The sequence below is a fragment of the Bacillus crepusculi genome (genome assembly GCF_014764715.1).
Lineage (GTDB): Bacteria > Bacillota > Bacilli > Bacillales > Bacillaceae > Bacillus.
In genome coordinates this window covers 150,658-166,659 of the sequence record NZ_JACXXE010000003.1, presented here as the reverse complement: position 1 = coordinate 166,659, position 16,002 = coordinate 150,658, and the positions used below count along the sequence as shown (strand labels likewise).

The following is a 16,002-nucleotide window of genomic DNA, read 5'->3' as shown; positions in this document are numbered from 1 at the left end:
GAGGTTTTTTTATTGAACATATAAGGGCAGAAGCGAAAGGGGATTCCTAGTGAGTGAATTACTGGCAACATACGTATTAACACATCGAGAGAATGAACAAATGGACCGAAAAGCGGAGCAGATCGCGCTTGGATTAACAGTTGGATCATGGACGGATTTGCCGCAGCTTCAAAAGGATCAGCTTCAAAAGCATAAAGGCCGAGTCGTGAACGTGACAGAAAAGATTGCTTCAGCCGAAAATGGCTTGTATCAATCAGAGGTGACCATTGCTTATCCTGAGGCTAACTTTTCAACAGATTTACCAGCTGTTTTCACGACAATTTTCGGAAAGCTGTCATTAGATGGAAAGGTAAAGCTTGTTGATATAGCATTTTCGGAAGGGTTTAAAAGAAGTCTGCCTGGACCGGTATTTGGAATAGAGGGGATACGAAAGAGGTTAGGTGTGTTTGATCGTCCATTATTGATGAGTATTTTTAAAGGTGTGATCGGCCGTGATATGGCAGATTTAAAAGAGCAGCTCCGTTTGCAGGCATTAGGCGGTGTTGACTTCATCAAAGATGATGAAATTTTATTTGAAAGTCCACTGGCCCCCTTTGAAGAACGAATCAAAGAAGGAAAAAGGATTTTAAAAGAAACATACGAAGAGACAGGGCACCGTACGCTATATGCCGTCAATTTAACTGGCAGAACCTTTGAGCTGAAAGATCGAGCAAGAAAAGCAGCTGAACTCGGAGCAGATGCGCTTCTATTCAACGTCTTTGCCTATGGACTTGATGTGATGCAAAGCTTAGCGGAGGACCCAGACATTGCATTGCCGATTATGGCACATCCAGCAGTGAGCGGCGCATTGACTTCATCTCCTGAATATGGATTCTCGCATTCTCTTCTTTTAGGTAAATTAAATCGATATGCTGGCGCTGACTTGAGTCTCTTTCCCTCACCCTATGGGTCGGTTGCACTTCCGAAAAAAGATGCCCTGGGAATCTATGAAGCTTGCGTAAAAGAGGATACGGTTCAAAAAACATTTCCAGTTCCATCAGCAGGCATTCATCCTGGAATGGTGCCGGTTTTGATCAAAGATTTTGGACTTGATCATGTCATTAACGCAGGTGGAGGCATTCACGGACATCCGCGGGGAGCCATCGGCGGAGGGAAGGCATTTCGCTTGATCATTGATGCAGTGATACATGAAGAGTCCATCGAGGATAAGGCAGCTTCCTGCCAAGACTTAAAAGCAGCACTAGATCTTTGGGGAAGGGTAGCAGAATAAATGAAAAAACCAATTGTATGTTGTGATTTTGATGGAACGATTACGAAAAATGATAATATCATCCGCATCATGAAACAGTTTGCACCAAGTGATTGGACGAAGCTGAAGGATGGGGTCCTGTCAAAGGAGATCACCATTCAAGAAGGCGTCAGTCAGATGTTTCAATTACTGACAAGTGATCAGAAGGAAGCCATTCAATCATTTATTTTAGAGGATACAGAGATTCGAGAAGGATTTAAGCAATTTGTGGATGAGGTAAAAAAAGCAGACATTCCATTCTATGTACTTAGCGGCGGTATGGACTTTTTTGTCTACCCCATTCTCGAAGGTCTTGTCGATCGAGACGATATTTATTGCAATCATGCGTCATTTCAAGAAGAACATATTCAGATTGAATGGCCACATGCCTGCGACTCACAATGCCAAAATGGCTGCGGGTGCTGTAAGCCCTCGATCATTCGAAAGCTGACTCATGAAAATGACTTCATCATCATGATCGGAGATTCAGTGACCGACATCGAGGCGGCAAAACATGCGGATCTCACGTTTGCGCGCGACTACTTGCTCAATGAATGTCAAGAGCTTGGGCTCGTACATAAGGAGTATGACACATTTATCGATCTAAAAGCGCAATTTGTTCAAATAAAGGAAGTGAAGGAATGGCAGATGCAAAAAGCAAACGCTGGCAGGAGCTAGCAGACGTTAAACGTGAACTGGCACAAAGAGACTGGTTTTTCGGAACAAGCGGTAATTTATCAATCAAGGTGTCGGATGATCCAATCACGTTTTTGGTGACGGCAAGCGGCAAAGATAAACGAAAAGAAACGAACGAAGATTTTGTGTTAGTCAATGCGGCAGGCCAGCCTCATGATCCGAACGAGCTGCTTAGACCATCAGCTGAAACACTGCTTCACACATATGTGTATGAGCGGACGAAAGCAGGTTGCTGTCTCCATGTCCATACAATCGATAATAATGTGATATCTGAGCTGTATGGGGATAAGGGTGAAATTCGTTTTAAAGGAAACGAAATCATCAAAGCGCTTGGTTATTGGGAAGAGGATGCAGAAGTGTCGATTCCGATTATTGAAAATCCAGCTCATATTCCTCATCTTGCAGAGCAATTTTCAAAACATCTGACAGAAGAGTCGGCATCAGGTGCTGTGCTTATTCGCAATCATGGCATCACTGTCTGGGGAAAAACAGCCTTTGAAGCAAAACGAGTATTAGAGGCATATGAATTTTTATTTAGCTATCACTTAAAATTAGCACTTTATCAAAAGCAGCTTGTGAGATAAAAAGGAGGAAAAGCACATGGCGACGATTTTGATTCATAATGAAGAGAATACATTACTTGAAAGCGAGCAAGAGGTAGCAGCATATTTAGAAAAACAAGGGGTTATTTATGAACATTGGGAGATTGAAAAGCTGCCAAATCGTTTATCAGAAAAGTATGATTTAACGGATGAGGAAAAGGAAGAGATTTTGACTGTTTTCCAAAAGGAAATCCAAAGTATATCTGAAAAAAGAGGGTATAAGGCGCAGGATGTGATTTCATTATCTGATGCCACGCCGAATCTTGATGAGCTGCTCCAAAACTTTAAACGTGAGCATCACCATACAGATGACGAAGTACGCTTTATTGTGAGCGGACACGGAATCTTTGCTATTCAAGGCAAGGATGGCGTCTTTTTTGATGTGAGACTGAATCCAGGCGATTTAATTTCTGTGCCGCCAAATATTCGTCATTACTTTACACTTCAAGAGGATCGCAAAGTGGTCGCAGTTCGTATATTTGTCACAACTGAGGGCTGGGTGCCAATTTACGAAGAAGAAACGGTTTAATGAAAGGAGCTGATCTCCGCCTCATGCGGAATGATCAGCTTTTTTTTAGGAAATTAGACATAAAATGAGAAAGAAAATAGTTGATTTTCATCTTCTGCATAGGATAAAATTCTGTTTAATCAATGTGTCAGTCCTGTCCAAATTTGAAGTTTACCCCCAATTATGATTGGGTAAGAGGTCTTTAGGCTGTAAAAAATTAAATAAAATAAGCATATTTAATTTAATTTACAAATAAAGTATAATTTTGGTGTCGGATCATTTAGAGCATAGACAGACGAATTCATTGCGGGAGCTGAGATCATGAATATTTATGTAAGGAAAGAACAATTGCTGATGTCCATTGATGAGAAGAGAAAACAAATGGTAGAAGCTGCGCAAGTGGAAGGGTACACAGGTGAGACGACCATTAAATATAGTCAAGAACTGGACAACCTGATGAATGAGTATCAGTATCTTCTTTTTCATGAGAAACAACCTGTTGCATCCTTTCATGATCTTGTGTCCCAAATGAGTCTCCTATCTGTGAACCGTCCCTCTTATTGACATGAAAAACCGGTCTTGCATAAGCAAAACCGGCTGAATTCTTCAGCTATACTGAGTGAGCAGAAGGAAGCATGATCATGACAGTTGTTCCTTTATTCACTTCACTTTGAATATCAATTGTCCCGCCATACATCGAAATGATTCGTTTACACACGACAAGCCCAAGACCTGTGCCTTTTTCCTTCGACGTAATAAAGGGGAGGAAGATATGCTTTAGCATCTCTTCTGGTATGCCTTCACCCGTATCCTTCACTTTAATAATGACATGTTCTTTTTCTGCCTCAATCACAATCTTCAAATGACCGCCGTTTGGCATCGCTTCTAAAGAGTTTTTCGCTACGTTTAATACGACTTGTTTAATGTGATCCTTCGTACAATACACACCAACATCTTGAATCGTATTGATTTGCAAATCCACCTCGACATTATAAAGGTTCGCTTCAGAGAAAACGATCGGCATAATCTCACTTACAATTTCTTTTACAGAGTTATTCTGCCATTTTTCTGCCGTTGGTTTCCCTAATACAAGAAACTCACTGACAATTTGGTTGATCCGTTTAATTTCTTCCTCGATGACAGAAAAATAGAGCTGATCTTCTTCTGAATGATACTTCTTTTGCAAAAGCTGTATAAACCCGCTAATCCCTGTTAATGGGTTGCGGATTTCGTGTGCTGTACTTGCCGCGAGTGTTCCGATCAATTCAAGCTTTTGCGCCTCATTTTGGTGACGCTCCTGCTGGGTTTGTCGTCTTAAAATGATATATTGGACAAGTGTGAATAAAATATTCAATAAAATAAAAGCACTGGATAAAGGAATTAGCATCACAGACATCACTTCACTCGTTGAAGCGCGCTTTGGAAATACTTCCAGCTTCCAGCTGTTTTCATCTAAATATGTAGACACGGTGCTGTCATTTTCTGATGCTGGCTGCGGGCCACTCGTAAATACAACATGTCCATTTTGATTCAGCATTTTAAAATGAAGATCTGGGTTCAATACATTCATAATATTTCTTAAATAGTCAATTTGAATGGCGGCGACTAACACATTGGTGACTTCTTCGTTTTCATCCAGAACAGGGACACATATAGAGAGAATCCGCTGTTTTGTAATTCGGCTCACATAGTTATCTGTGATCACGGTCTGCTTGGTCACTTGAATGCGCTTAAAATAATCTCTGAATGATAGGTTGATTTTTTCCTTTAACGGTGTGGTACTTGCTGTGACATTTCCTTTTTTGTCTAGGAGATACAGGCCTGAAAAACGAGGTTCTTGTTTATAGATTTTCTCTAGGATGTTTTGTACCTTTTTCGTTTCAAGCGGCTGGTCAAATCCCATGGCAAGGGAAGTTAATCTCGCTTCTGTTTCGCTAATTAAATAATTCATCTGGTTTTTGTGAATATTTAACATAAGTGTAGCGGTTTGTTTGTTTTTTACATCGATTTTTTCAGTTTCTTTTTCGTAGATAAAATAACTAATGATTAGGGTTGGAATTATCACCAAAATAAGGTACAGCCTGATCTTCTTCCATAACCCTTTCAGTATACTCATCATTCATCGCTCCAACGTATTACCTAATAGACTTATTATAGCATTGAACCTATCTTTATTACGATGACTTGTGTAATTTTTAAAAAATTAGGTGATTCGTTCTGGTCTCATTTTCATGCTAAAGATAGGTCAACATATTGACATTTTACTTATTGTTTATTAATGTCACATTAGTGGGTTGCATTTCATAAAGGATGATAAAAAATGGAAAATCATAATGTTGAGAAATCTTTGAAATTATTTATTGTATTATCACGTGCCTATCGCTCAATTAATCATCACATGAACAAACATATTGTGAGGCACGGTCTGAATCCGACTGAATTTGCTGTACTAGAATTGCTGTATCATAAAGGGGATCAGCCGCTTCAGCAAATCGGGGATAAAATTTTGCTCGCAAGCGGAAGCATCACGTATGTTGTCGATAAATTGGAGAAAAAAGAACTCCTCAGTCGTAAGGCTTGTGCGGAAGACCGCAGGGTGACATTTGCGCATATTACGGAACAAGGACGAGCTTTACTTGATGACATCTTCCCAGATCATGCGAAAGAAATTCATGAGATGATCAGTGTGCTGAGTGAAGAAGAGAAGGATGCCTGCATCGAAATGCTTAAACATGTGGGGCTTCGTGCAAAGCATTTATATGATCATAAAGAATAAATGAAAAAGGAAGCCAGCGGCTTCCTTTTTTATTTTGCTTTTTTCTCAATCGGTAAAATCAGTACTTCTACACGTCTGTTTTTACTTCTTCCTTCAGCAGTATCATTTGAGGCAATCGGTTTGAATTCACCGAAGCCTTTTGTGCTAAAGTTCTCTTGGTCTAAGTCGCTGTTTTCAAGTAGAATACTTAAAAAGTTTACAGCACGAATGGCACTTAAATACCAGTTGGATTCAAATTCTGAATTTCTAATCGGTACATTATCTGTATGTCCGCTAATCACAATGTCACGAGCGGGATTAATGACGAGCAGCTTTGAAATTTCTTTTGCTAATGGAACATCCTGCGGTCGAATAACCGCTCTGCCGGAATCAAAGAAGATACTGTCTTCAATCGTAATGAGCAGACCCTCATCCGTCAGCTTTGTTTCGAGCTTGGAACCAAGTTTTTTATTTGCAATGAATGAATCTACTTGTTTTTTGACCTTTGTCAGAACTGCATGATCTCGAGCCTTTGCTTTGGCTTCTTCCTCTTCTTCTGCTGACTTCTTGGTTTGATTGCTGTTTTCGGTTTCCTCTGTGCTTTGCATACTGGATTGATCCATAACACCAGTGCCGCCAGTGAAGACAACATTGAAAGACTTGGCCATCTGTTCATATTTTGCCGCATCAATCGAACTAGAGGCAAAGAGCACAATGAAGAGGGCGAGAAGAAGCGTCAGAAGATCGGCATAAGGAATGAGCCAAGATTCATCTACATGTTCATCATCATCGTGTTTTTTACGTTTTCTAGCCATTCTGCTTTTCTCCTTCTTCAATGACAAGATTTGCACGTTCTTTTGCTGGTAAGTACATCAGAAGTTTTTGCTCAATGACTTTTGGAGATTGCCCTTCAAGGACAGAAAGAATGCCTTCGATCATAATGAGACGAAGCTTTACTTCTTCCTTAGATTTACGCTTTAGCTTGTTGGCAAATGGATGCCACAACACGTACCCGGTAAAAATCCCGAGCAGTGTGGCGACGAAGGCAGCACTGATTGCATGTCCAAGGGCTTCAATATCTCCCATGTTTGCAAGTGCGGCAATAAGTCCGACAACGGCACCAAGTACCCCTAGCGTCGGAGCGTATGTACCAGCTTGTGTAAAGATTAATGCGCCTGACTGATGTCTTTCAGACATGGCATCGACTTCTTCTGTTAAGACGTCTCGAATAAATTCAGCACTTTGACCGTCAACCGCCATGCTTAAGCCGTTCTTTAGAAAATCATCATCGACTTCTTCAAGGCTAGCTTCTAATGCCAAAAGACCTTCACGACGAGCAATTTGAGCCCAATTTGAAAAAAGAGGGATCATTTCTTGAATCGTTGGAAGCTTGTTATCTTTGAAAATTTTCCCGAATAATTTTGGTGTTTTCTTAATTTCACTAGAAGGGAATGCGATGACAACAGCTGCAACCGTCCCAACGATGATGATTAATATAGCCGCCGGGTTGAGAAGAGCAGTTAGACTCACACCTTTCAAAACCATACCGACACTCAGTGCAATAAATGCTAAAATAATACCTATTAACGATGTTTTGTCCATTATCTCACCAAATCCTTTAACTATCTTTTTCTATAGTTAATATCGGTGTCTTCTAGAAGGGTTTTAGTCAGAATATAAAATTAAGACAGTTTATGTGAAGAAATTTTGACGAAAGCGCTTTCTATAAGACATAAAAAAGAAACTCCCTCATATAAAAGGGAGTTTTCAACTTCATCTTTTTTGAGTCGCTTCATCTAAAAGCAATTCTTTTAATTTTTCTTCATGTATGATTTTGATCAAATCGTAGTTCCAATTGATCATGTGATCCATGTGATCCACCTCTTTTTCTTTTATCGTAAAGGAAAAGAGGCGGGGGAGCGTCAGCGTTCAGTTGGAACTTAGACGCCACAATATGATGGAACTGCTCATCCTCCTTAGGATGTACTTATCCTTTTTTCACAACGATTTCGTCGTGTTCAACATCCACGGTAAATCCAGAAAGATGTTCTTCTTCAAGCAAAATCTCCGTCATTTGATCCTCAATGTGCTCTTGAATGGTTCTGCGCAGTGGACGAGCACCAAACGCAGGATGATATCCAAGCTCTGCGATTTTTTCTTTCGCTTCGTTTGTTACATGGACTGTTAAATGTTGTTCTTTTAACTGCTCTGACAGCTCATTGAGCATGAGGTCAACAATTTTCACTAGATCGTCTTTATCTAATGAGTCAAATTGAATGATGCTGTCAAAACGGTTTAAGAATTCTGGTTTGAAGTAGGCGCTGAGTGAATCAATCAATGATTGTTCCTCAATGGCTTCTTCTTGATCAGACTGGAAGCCGACTTTGACTGTTTTATCCGTGCTGCCTGCGTTACTTGTCATAATGATGACCGTATCTTTAAAGCTGACAGTTCTGCCTTGGCTGTCTGTTAACCGGCCATCTTCCATGATTTGAAGGAACATGTGCTGGACATCAGGATGTGCTTTTTCGATTTCATCCAGCAAAATGATACTATATGGTTTTCTGCGAACCTTTTCAGTCAGCTGACCAGCTTCATCATGACCGACGTAACCAGGGGGAGAACCGATGAGTTTAGACACGGAGTGTTTTTCCATGTACTCACTCATATCTAAACGAATGATCGCATCTTTTGAACCAAATAATTCTTCAGCTAACGTTTTAGACAGTTCGGTTTTCCCAACACCTGTTGGTCCAACGAAAAGGAAGGAGCCAGTCGGTCTATGTTTCGATTTTAGGCCAGCTCTGCTTCTTTTCACGGCTTTCGCCACTTTTTCAACCGCATGTTCCTGTCCAATGACCCGAGCTTTTAAACGGACGTCAATTTCTTTCATTTTTGTTTGTTCGTCTGCTTGCAGTTTGCCGACAGGGATGCCTGTTTTTTGTTCCACAATGGCCTGGATGTCCTCTGCTGTGACGACATGTTCTTTTTGATCGGTTTTGTTTTGAAGTCTTGCTTCAATCGCTTCTTCTTCATCTCGAAGCTTTGCTGCTTTTTCATATTGTTCTTCTTTTAAAGCAGCCTGTTTTTCAGTGGCGATTTGTGCAAGACGGTTTGTTAATTCATCTTCACTTGCTACATCAAGAGAGAGGTTCGCTTTTGAACCAGCTTCATCCATTAAGTCGATGGCTTTATCCGGCAAGTGACGGTCTTGAATATACCGTGAAGATAATTGAACACACGCTTTAATGGCTTCATCAGAATAGGTGACACCATGATAGGCTTCATATTTATCTTGAATGCCTTTTAAGATGTCGATCGCTTCATCCTGTGTTGGCTCATCCACGATGACGGGCTGGAAGCGGCGTTCAAGTGCAGCGTCTTTTTCAATTTGGCGATACTCTTTTAAAGTGGTTGCACCTACTAGCTGCAGCTCGCCTCTTGCAAGTGCTGGTTTTAAGATGTTTCCAGCATCCATTGACCCTTCGGCAGATCCTGCGCCTACAAGAAGATGAATTTCATCTACAAATAAAATGATATTTTTACGGCTTTGTAATTCTTTGATTAACTGCTTCATTCGTTCCTCAAATTGACCACGTACACCTGTGTTCGCGACAAGTGAGGAGACATCTAATAAATAGATTTGTTTGTTCTTTAATTTATTTGGCACATCGCCACTCGCAATTTTTAGTGCAAGTCCTTCTGCGATCGCTGTTTTACCAACGCCTGGTTCACCAATAAGAACAGGGTTGTTTTTATTTCTTCTATTTAAAATCTCAATGACTCTAGCGACTTCTTCATCACGACCAATGACTGGATCGATTAAACCAGCATTTGCGCCATCAGTTAAGTTCCGGCCAAGCTCATCGAGTAAGCCTTTTTGTTTAGGCTGCTCCACGTTCGGAGCGTGTCCTGTTGACTCGGAGAAGAATGAGCTTCCTCCAAACAATTGAGGTCCCATTTTCATTTTTGACTGCTCCATCAAAGAGGTGTAGCAGTCTTCACATAAAACCATTTGGGTGCGGGACGAATTCACTTGCATATTCAGGCGAATAGTTGCTTCATTTACTTGACAATGTTGACAACGCATATGCCATGACCTCCTTAAATTAAAGTCTGACTTTATTTGACCAATGAATGTTAAATAAAATGGTCTGTTGTTTGACCATCTTTGACTATAGTATACTCTGACCTATTTTGACTTTCAACTGTTTTGCTCAAAGCCGGATGAAAAATCCTTTTTTGCATTTAATCATGGTTTGTCCTTCTTTTCAAGGAACTTGTCTCATAGGATAAAAAAGAGACAATCGAAAGTGATGGGTGCGGAGGGGTCATATGAAACGTTCAAATGAATCCGCTTTTCAGCTTGCCTTTGTATATGTAGGAACTGTGGTAGGAGCTGGGTTTGCGACAGGGAAAGAAATCGTAGAATTTTTTGTTCGTTTTGGCTGGATTGGACTATTCGGAATCCTGATGAGCGGTGCTATTTTTACTTTGCTTGGTGCAAAAATGATGCTTATTTCTAAACGAATTCAAGCGGAGTCTTATCAGGATATGAATCGTTTTTTATTTGGCACAGCTGCGAGTCGATATATTAATGTCGTCATGTTTTTTATTTTACTTGGAGTTACCTCAGTGATGCTTTCTGGCGCAGGTGCTATTTTTGAGGAGCAGCTTGGGATATCGAAGGAATATGGAATTTTTATGACGATCATTCTAAGCGTCATTGTGCTTTTTAAAGGGTCGAAAGGATTATTTGGTGTCAACGTACTCGTCGTCCCGATGCTGATTTTCTTTTCATTGATCGTCTTTCTTGATTCGTTTGTTTTTAGCAGCAGTGAAAGTTACGTTCTTGCACTGCAAATGGGGGAGGGCGAATGGATTCTTTCTGCTATCTCATATGGGGCCTTTAATTTAGCGCTGTCGCAAGCTGTGTTAGTGCCCGTCGCAAATGAAATGACATCTGAAGCCGTGATTAAAAAGGGAGCGGTGCTTGGGGGCGTTATGCTCACACTCATTTTGCTTGCTTGCTTTTTATCTCTTTCTTCATTAGATATGCTGGAGGCGTATGATATTCCAATGGCACAAGTGGTGTATCAAGTAGCAAACTCCATTCACCTCATTTATTTATTCGTGATCTTCGGTGAAGTCTTTACATCCGTCATAGGCAATTTATATGGGCTGGAAAGACAAGTCAGGGCGTATATCCGATTAAACAGCACCTATACAATATCTCTGATCCTCCTATGCTGCTATGTGATCAGTAAAATCGGATATGGGACACTGATCTCAACGGTTTACCCTATTTTCGGTTATGTCAGTCTCTTTTTTATTCTCTTTCTTTGTCTGAAAAAGGTGCCTGAATCTTGGAATAAGTAAAGAGGGGATAGCCTGCACGAAAAATATGTGGTACACTATGCTCTGTGAAAATTGAACAAAAATCCGTGAAAACGGGAGAGGTTCTAGCAAAACCCTCTATAAAAAACTAAGGACTTGCCGTATCCTTGGATGTGGCATTTTTTATTTTTTATGGCTGGGACACCTCATATACAAGTGATGGTGTCTTTTCTTTTGAGAAAATAGGGGTTTTTATGAGCCTTTCAGATGCAGCTTTGTGCGATTGTACTTATCTGCAAAAGGAGGAGAACAGAAAATGAAAAATGAAAAAGCAGTCGTTGTCTTTAGCGGGGGACAGGACAGTACGACATGTTTATTATGGGCACTTCAACAATTCGAAGAGGTAGAAACAGTGACCTTTCATTATAATCAGCGCCATCAAGAAGAAATTGATGTAGCCAAAAGAATCGCTGACAAGTTAGGTGTGAAGAATCATCTATTGGATATGTCTCTTTTGAATCAGCTGGCACCAAATGCTTTAACAAGAGATGACATTGATATTGTGGAAAAAGAAGGAGAGCTGCCTTCTACATTTGTTCCAGGGAGAAACTTGGTGTTCTTATCCTTTGCTTCTATTCTTGCGTACCAAATCGGAGCAAGACATATTATCACAGGTGTATGTGAAACAGACTTTAGCGGCTATCCAGATTGCCGTGACGAGTTTGTAAAGTCTTGTAATGTCACAGTGAATTTGGCGATGGAAAAACCATTTGTCATCCATACACCACTCATGTGGCTCAATAAAGCAGAAACATGGAAGCTAGCGGACGAGCTGAATGCATTAGATTTTGTGAAAAATGAAACGCTCACTTGCTATAATGGCATCATTTCTGATGGCTGCGGGGAATGTCCTGCGTGTAAGCTTCGGAAAAATGGCTATGACACTTATATGGAAATGAAGGAGGCAAAATAAATGCTTTCTCAAATTTATCCACAAACGAATCATCCATTTTCATTTGAATTGAACAAAGATATGCATCTATCTGCAGCACATTTCATCCCAAGAGAGGATGCCGGTGCATGCAGCCGTGTACACGGTCATACGTATACGATTAACATCACGATTGCAGGAGACGATCTAGATGAATCGGGCTTCCTCGTCAATTTCAGTACATTGAAGAAGCTCATTCATGGACAGTACGATCACACGCTACTCAATGATCATGAAGAATTCTCATCAAACGATCCATACGCGATGCCAACCACTGAGGTTGTGGCAAAAACAGTACATGACAAAGTCGCAGCGTATTTAGCGACCTTAGCGAACAAACCGACATGTGTTCAGGTCTTTGTCAGGGAGACGCCAACAAGCTACTGCATTTACCGGCCGAAACGAGTTGAGAGCAATGGCTAAAGCGATTCCTGTATTAGAAATCTTTGGGCCGACCATTCAAGGAGAAGGAATGGTCATCGGACAAAAAACAATGTTTGTCAGAACGGCTGGCTGTGACTACTCTTGCAGCTGGTGTGACTCATCCTTTACATGGGATGGCTCAGCGAAGCATGATATTCAGTGGCTTCAAGCAGAAGACATTCTGAAAGAGCTGAAACGAATAGGTGGACAGGCTTTCTCTCACGTCACCATTTCAGGAGGGAATCCTGCGCTATTAAAGCAAATGGAATCACTCATTGATTTGCTTCACGCAGAAGGAATTGATACAGCGCTTGAAACACAGGGAACGATGTATCAGGATTGGTTTTTAAAAATTGATGATTTAACCATTTCCCCAAAGCCGCCAAGCTCGAATATGAAAACAGATTTTACGAAACTAACACGTATCATAGATGAGCTAAAAAGCGGAAATAGATTGCAGCATGCAAGCCTAAAGGTCGTGATCTTTGATGATCATGATTTAGCCTATGCGAAGGATGTTCATGCGAAATACCCAGAGCTTCCTTTTTATTTGCAGGTAGGAAATGATGACACGACGACAGGTGATGATGCGTACTTATTGACGCATTTATTAAAGAAATATGAAGCGCTTGTCGATCAAGTAGCGCAAGATCCAGACTTAAATCGCGTTAGAGTGTTGCCGCAGCTTCACACGTTATTGTGGGGAAATAAACGAGGCGTATAGAAAGGAAGAGACGATATGACGACAAGAAAACCAGAAGAATTAGAAGGTGTCACTTTATTAGGAAACCAAGGGACCAATTATTTGTTTGATTATGCACCACAAGTGCTTGAAACGTTCCCGAATAAACATACAAATAGAGATTATTTTGTGAAGTTCAATTGCCCAGAGTTTACGTCACTTTGTCCGCAAACAGGACAGCCAGACTTTGCGACAGTTTATATCAGCTATATTCCAAATGAAATCATGGTCGAGAGTAAATCGCTAAAACTGTATTTGTTTAGCTTCCGTAACCATGGTGACTTCCATGAGGATTGCATGAATATTATCATGAACGACCTCATCGACTTAATGGACCCAAGATATATCGAAGTATGGGGCAAATTCACACCAAGAGGTGGCATCTCAATTGACCCGTATACGAACTACGGAAAACCTGGGACAAAATATGAAGAAATGGCATCGTATCGTATGATGAATCATGATATGTATCCAGAAACGATTGATAATCGCTAATAAATAGGAAAAGACATGGCGAATGACATGTCTTTTTTTATGAAATCTAAGCGGAAATATGAGGGTGAAGCAATAAAAAAAGAGAAGAGTCATGTCACTCTTCTCATACCAATAGGAATAGAACTTGCTAGGACGGCTGGGGGCTACCAGCTCGTAAATATATTATATATGACAGAACGTATGTTTGTAAAGGTAGGTCGTGCTTTTTTTTGCTAATCCCATTTGCTTTGAGATAAAATAGAGGCAATGAACGGAAAACGGAGGCGTTTTTAGTTGGCAAACAAAGAAGAGAAAACAGAGAAGCTGCTGATGGAGCTAAAAGAAGAGCTTCAGATGCTTGAACATCAAAACAAGGAACGATATAAATGGAGTGCCTCCACATTGCTTGGGGTGATTGCACTTTTAATTGATAAAGGCGTTATTACACCTGAAGAAGTTGACATGTACAAAACAAAAGCGGAAATGCAAACCTTTCACGCGCAAAAAGACTGACGCCCCTCTACATGGTTGTCAGTCTTTTTTATATGTGATTGTCAAAGAGAGCAGAGCTGTCAAATGAGGGCAGCTTTGCTTCGTATATATTTATGTAACGATAATCTAAATTGAGGATTGCAAATTAATGTACGGAGTCTTTGATGATTTTATAGTTTTTATGATTAACGACTGTTAGTGAGTCCAGTTCTAAATCTCTATAGTTGTCCATGATGGTGACGTCCACAATGACAGAGTTTTCATTCACTTTTTCAACTACACCTGTTAAACCATTTCTAAATTCGATCACATTTCCAATTTTTGCAATCTTCAACCGATCCCTCTCCTTTAAAAACAGATTTCATTCCCTATTAAAAAGTATTTTGCAATATTTTCATACCAATGTAAAGGATAAAGACGTTTTTGTTTCGTTTTCGTTGTACGCTTTTCAAACGAATGGTATATTTAATATTTGATCATGGCATTAAAGGAGCGGTTTTTATGACTGAAGAACAAATCCTCACAATACTTGAATCATTACGGAATGGGGCGGAGAAGCAAGTGACCATTCAAAAAGATGATTTTTTAACTTTCCGTTCTGTTTTGGTCAAGCAAGATGATTTTAAACATTTTCGCGGAATAGCCAAACATCGAGGAGATGTTATTTTTGAATATCTTAAAGAAGCAAGAAGCTAAAGCCTTTTCTCATGAATGAGAGAAGGCTTTTTATTTTGGTTCATTTGTCATACTTCAAACCATCCTGATACATATGAAAAGAAAATGTAATAACCCATAATCAGGAGCATAAGGATGATTATAGGCTAAAAAGAGACCTTTTTAAGCGCTAACATTTCCAGTAAATGCCCATTTCAACTAGGACATGCCATTTAATAACGGAATTTGGACAGGCATGCAAATCTTTGTGCGTGAAAATAGAAGAAGCTCTTGTTAGAGTGGACAAGTATCTTACGGCCTACATTGATTAAAGGGGGAATGAGGAGAATGATAAAAATTCATACAGCTCTATTTGCCATCCTTATGCTCATCTCAGCGATGAAAATGGACAATATACAAGAGCAGCAAGGCACATTAAGTCACAAACTTGCGCAAGCACCTGCTAAGCATCAGCTTTCATATATAGATCAAGATGATCACCACAAGATAATTCCGGCATTTTCAGAAAAGAAGCGTCAGCCGAAAGTCAACATGCTAAGTACGTCAACGAAAGAACAGTCTTCAAAACCGAAGCAAAAGAAACAGGTGAAGTCTGAAACAACGAAAGAGGCAAGCTCAAAAAAACAAACACGTTATTCTAATGAAGAAATGGACTTGCTATCTCGCTTGGTACATGCTGAAGCGAAAGGTGAATCTTACGCAGGAAAAAAAGCTGTGGCAAGCGTCGTCTTAAACAGAGTGGAGCACCGCTCTTTTCCTGATAGCGTCAAAGGCGTGATTTATCAGCGGAATGCCTTCCAGCCAGTATCGAATGGAAGCATTCATGATCAAGCAGATCAAGATTCCGTGAAAGCTGTGAAAGAGGTAGTGAAAGAACGTGACAGAACGACAAAGGCCATTTATTTTTATAATCCAAAAACAGCAACAGATAACTGGATTCGTTCTCGTAAAATTGTGGAACGCATTGGCCGTCACGTATTTGCTGTATAAAGAAAAGGAGCGATCAACAGGTCGCTTTT

19 protein-coding genes and 1 riboswitch are annotated in these 16,002 nt (G+C 40.3%); of the genes, 14 read left to right on the top strand and 5 right to left on the bottom strand.

From position 1 onward, the window contains the following. The first annotated feature begins 49 nt into the window (after positions 1-49). The 5 genes from mtnW (at position 50) to IEE86_RS07635 (ending at position 3,658) form a co-directional block, all read left to right on the top strand. Complete coding sequence (gene mtnW, locus IEE86_RS07655; RefSeq protein ID WP_191096671.1) at positions 50-1,270, top strand: 2,3-diketo-5-methylthiopentyl-1-phosphate enolase; 1,221 nt, start codon at positions 50-52, stop codon at positions 1,268-1,270. Then, positions 1,271-1,966, top strand: a complete 696-nt coding sequence (locus tag IEE86_RS07650; RefSeq protein ID WP_191096670.1) for a 2-hydroxy-3-keto-5-methylthiopentenyl-1-phosphate phosphatase — start codon at positions 1,271-1,273, stop codon at positions 1,964-1,966. It abuts the gene before it with no gap. Next, positions 1,930-2,568, top strand: a complete 639-nt coding sequence (locus IEE86_RS07645) for a methylthioribulose 1-phosphate dehydratase (RefSeq protein WP_191096669.1) — start codon at positions 1,930-1,932, stop codon at positions 2,566-2,568. Before IEE86_RS07650 ends, IEE86_RS07645 begins: the two co-directional genes overlap by 37 nt. A gap of 16 nt (positions 2,569-2,584) precedes the next feature. Beyond that, positions 2,585-3,115: a 1,2-dihydroxy-3-keto-5-methylthiopentene dioxygenase gene (locus tag IEE86_RS07640; RefSeq protein WP_191096668.1), complete on the top strand. Its 531-nt coding sequence runs from the start codon at positions 2,585-2,587 to the stop codon at positions 3,113-3,115. 300 nt (positions 3,116-3,415) lie between these two features. Further along, positions 3,416-3,658, top strand: coding sequence for an aspartyl-phosphate phosphatase Spo0E family protein (locus IEE86_RS07635; RefSeq protein WP_191096667.1), 243 nt, complete (start codon positions 3,416-3,418; stop codon positions 3,656-3,658). Positions 3,659-3,704: 46 nt separating this feature from the next. Here the strand turns inward: IEE86_RS07635 and IEE86_RS07630 are convergent, their stop codons facing one another. Beyond that, positions 3,705-5,210: an ATP-binding protein gene (locus tag IEE86_RS07630; RefSeq protein WP_191096666.1), complete on the bottom strand. Its 1,506-nt coding sequence runs from the start codon at positions 5,208-5,210 to the stop codon at positions 3,705-3,707. Positions 5,211-5,414: 204 nt separating this feature from the next. On the opposite strand from IEE86_RS07630, the gene mhqR reads away from it, so the two are divergent. After that, positions 5,415-5,870 carry a MarR family transcriptional regulator MhqR gene (gene mhqR, locus IEE86_RS07625; RefSeq protein ID WP_191096665.1) on the top strand — a complete coding sequence of 152 codons (456 nt, stop codon included), beginning with the start codon at positions 5,415-5,417 and terminating at the stop codon, positions 5,868-5,870. Between the two features lie 29 nt (positions 5,871-5,899). Here the strand turns inward: mhqR and motB are convergent, their stop codons facing one another. The 3 genes from motB to IEE86_RS07605 all read right to left on the bottom strand — a co-directional run bounded on the left by motB (position 5,900) and on the right by IEE86_RS07605 (position 9,939). Then, positions 5,900-6,664: a flagellar motor protein MotB gene (motB, locus tag IEE86_RS07620; protein ID WP_191096664.1), complete on the bottom strand. Its 765-nt coding sequence runs from the start codon at positions 6,662-6,664 to the stop codon at positions 5,900-5,902. After that, positions 6,657-7,451 (bottom strand): flagellar motor stator protein MotA, encoded by a 795-nt coding sequence (gene motA, locus IEE86_RS07615; RefSeq protein WP_191096663.1) that lies wholly within the window; start codon positions 7,449-7,451, stop codon positions 6,657-6,659. The genes motB and motA overlap by 8 nt, the downstream gene beginning before the upstream one ends. Positions 7,452-7,836: 385 nt before the next feature. After that, positions 7,837-9,939 carry an ATP-dependent Clp protease ATP-binding subunit gene (locus tag IEE86_RS07605; protein ID WP_191096662.1) on the bottom strand — a complete coding sequence of 701 codons (2,103 nt, stop codon included), beginning with the start codon at positions 9,937-9,939 and terminating at the stop codon, positions 7,837-7,839. A 245-nt stretch (positions 9,940-10,184) separates the two neighbouring features. On the opposite strand from IEE86_RS07605, the gene IEE86_RS07600 reads away from it, so the two are divergent. The 6 genes from IEE86_RS07600 to IEE86_RS07575 all read left to right on the top strand — a co-directional run bounded on the left by IEE86_RS07600 (position 10,185) and on the right by IEE86_RS07575 (position 14,329). Then, positions 10,185-11,228 carry a YkvI family membrane protein gene (locus tag IEE86_RS07600; protein WP_191096661.1) on the top strand — a complete coding sequence of 348 codons (1,044 nt, stop codon included), beginning with the start codon at positions 10,185-10,187 and terminating at the stop codon, positions 11,226-11,228. Between the two features lie 71 nt (positions 11,229-11,299). Continuing rightward, positions 11,300-11,344: riboswitch (PreQ1 riboswitch) on the top strand. Between the two features lie 158 nt (positions 11,345-11,502). After that, positions 11,503-12,159: a 7-cyano-7-deazaguanine synthase QueC gene (gene queC / locus IEE86_RS07595; RefSeq protein WP_191096660.1), complete on the top strand. Its 657-nt coding sequence runs from the start codon at positions 11,503-11,505 to the stop codon at positions 12,157-12,159. Next, a complete protein-coding gene (queD, locus tag IEE86_RS07590; protein ID WP_191096659.1) occupies positions 12,160-12,600 on the top strand; it encodes a 6-carboxytetrahydropterin synthase QueD in 441 nt (146 codons plus the stop codon). After that, the gene (queE, locus tag IEE86_RS07585; RefSeq protein WP_191096658.1) at positions 12,593-13,324 is read left to right on the top strand and encodes a 7-carboxy-7-deazaguanine synthase QueE; all 732 of its coding nucleotides are present in this window, start codon (positions 12,593-12,595) and stop codon (positions 13,322-13,324) included. The genes queD and queE overlap by 8 nt, the downstream gene beginning before the upstream one ends. Before the next feature lie 15 nt (positions 13,325-13,339). Continuing rightward, complete coding sequence (queF, locus tag IEE86_RS07580) at positions 13,340-13,837, top strand: preQ(1) synthase (protein ID WP_191096657.1); 498 nt, start codon at positions 13,340-13,342, stop codon at positions 13,835-13,837. Positions 13,838-14,110: 273 nt separating this feature from the next. Continuing rightward, positions 14,111-14,329 carry a hypothetical protein gene (locus tag IEE86_RS07575; RefSeq protein ID WP_191096656.1) on the top strand — a complete coding sequence of 73 codons (219 nt, stop codon included), beginning with the start codon at positions 14,111-14,113 and terminating at the stop codon, positions 14,327-14,329. Positions 14,330-14,453: 124 nt separating this feature from the next. Here IEE86_RS07575 and IEE86_RS07570 read toward each other — a convergent pair whose 3' ends face one another. Further along, positions 14,454-14,642 carry a YkvS family protein gene (locus IEE86_RS07570; RefSeq protein ID WP_003211747.1) on the bottom strand — a complete coding sequence of 63 codons (189 nt, stop codon included), beginning with the start codon at positions 14,640-14,642 and terminating at the stop codon, positions 14,454-14,456. Between the two features lie 167 nt (positions 14,643-14,809). Here IEE86_RS07570 and IEE86_RS07565 point away from each other — a divergent pair, with 167 nt between their 5' ends. Together IEE86_RS07565 and IEE86_RS07560 are read left to right on the top strand one after the other, a co-directional pair. After that, a complete protein-coding gene (locus IEE86_RS07565; protein WP_191096655.1) occupies positions 14,810-15,004 on the top strand; it encodes a hypothetical protein in 195 nt (64 codons plus the stop codon). A gap of 306 nt (positions 15,005-15,310) precedes the next feature. Further along, positions 15,311-15,973 carry a cell wall hydrolase gene (locus IEE86_RS07560; RefSeq protein WP_191096654.1) on the top strand — a complete coding sequence of 221 codons (663 nt, stop codon included), beginning with the start codon at positions 15,311-15,313 and terminating at the stop codon, positions 15,971-15,973. Positions 15,974-16,002 lie beyond the last annotated feature (29 nt).

Excerpts from the sequence above, each read along its gene's own strand:
- IEE86_RS07650 (WP_191096670.1), top strand. The coding sequence starts at position 1,271 with ATGAAAAAACCAATTGTATGTTGTGATTTTGATGGAACGATTACGAAA.
- IEE86_RS07645 (WP_191096669.1), top strand. The coding sequence starts at position 1,930 with ATGGCAGATGCAAAAAGCAAACGCTGGCAGGAGCTAGCAGACGTTAAA.
- IEE86_RS07640 (WP_191096668.1), top strand. The coding sequence starts at position 2,585 with ATGGCGACGATTTTGATTCATAATGAAGAGAATACATTACTTGAAAGC.
- IEE86_RS07635 (WP_191096667.1), top strand. The coding sequence starts at position 3,416 with ATGAATATTTATGTAAGGAAAGAACAATTGCTGATGTCCATTGATGAG.
- IEE86_RS07630 (WP_191096666.1), bottom strand. The coding sequence starts at position 5,210 with ATGAGTATACTGAAAGGGTTATGGAAGAAGATCAGGCTGTACCTTATT.
- mhqR (WP_191096665.1), top strand. The coding sequence starts at position 5,415 with ATGGAAAATCATAATGTTGAGAAATCTTTGAAATTATTTATTGTATTA.
- motB (WP_191096664.1), bottom strand. The coding sequence starts at position 6,664 with ATGGCTAGAAAACGTAAAAAACACGATGATGATGAACATGTAGATGAA.
- motA (WP_191096663.1), bottom strand. The coding sequence starts at position 7,451 with ATGGACAAAACATCGTTAATAGGTATTATTTTAGCATTTATTGCACTG.
- IEE86_RS07605 (WP_191096662.1), bottom strand. The coding sequence starts at position 9,939 with ATGCGTTGTCAACATTGTCAAGTAAATGAAGCAACTATTCGCCTGAAT.
- IEE86_RS07600 (WP_191096661.1), top strand. The coding sequence starts at position 10,185 with ATGAAACGTTCAAATGAATCCGCTTTTCAGCTTGCCTTTGTATATGTA.
- queC (WP_191096660.1), top strand. The coding sequence starts at position 11,503 with ATGAAAAATGAAAAAGCAGTCGTTGTCTTTAGCGGGGGACAGGACAGT.
- queD (WP_191096659.1), top strand. The coding sequence starts at position 12,160 with ATGCTTTCTCAAATTTATCCACAAACGAATCATCCATTTTCATTTGAA.
- queE (WP_191096658.1), top strand. The coding sequence starts at position 12,593 with ATGGCTAAAGCGATTCCTGTATTAGAAATCTTTGGGCCGACCATTCAA.
- queF (WP_191096657.1), top strand. The coding sequence starts at position 13,340 with ATGACGACAAGAAAACCAGAAGAATTAGAAGGTGTCACTTTATTAGGA.
- IEE86_RS07565 (WP_191096655.1), top strand. The coding sequence starts at position 14,810 with ATGACTGAAGAACAAATCCTCACAATACTTGAATCATTACGGAATGGG.
- IEE86_RS07560 (WP_191096654.1), top strand. The coding sequence starts at position 15,311 with ATGATAAAAATTCATACAGCTCTATTTGCCATCCTTATGCTCATCTCA.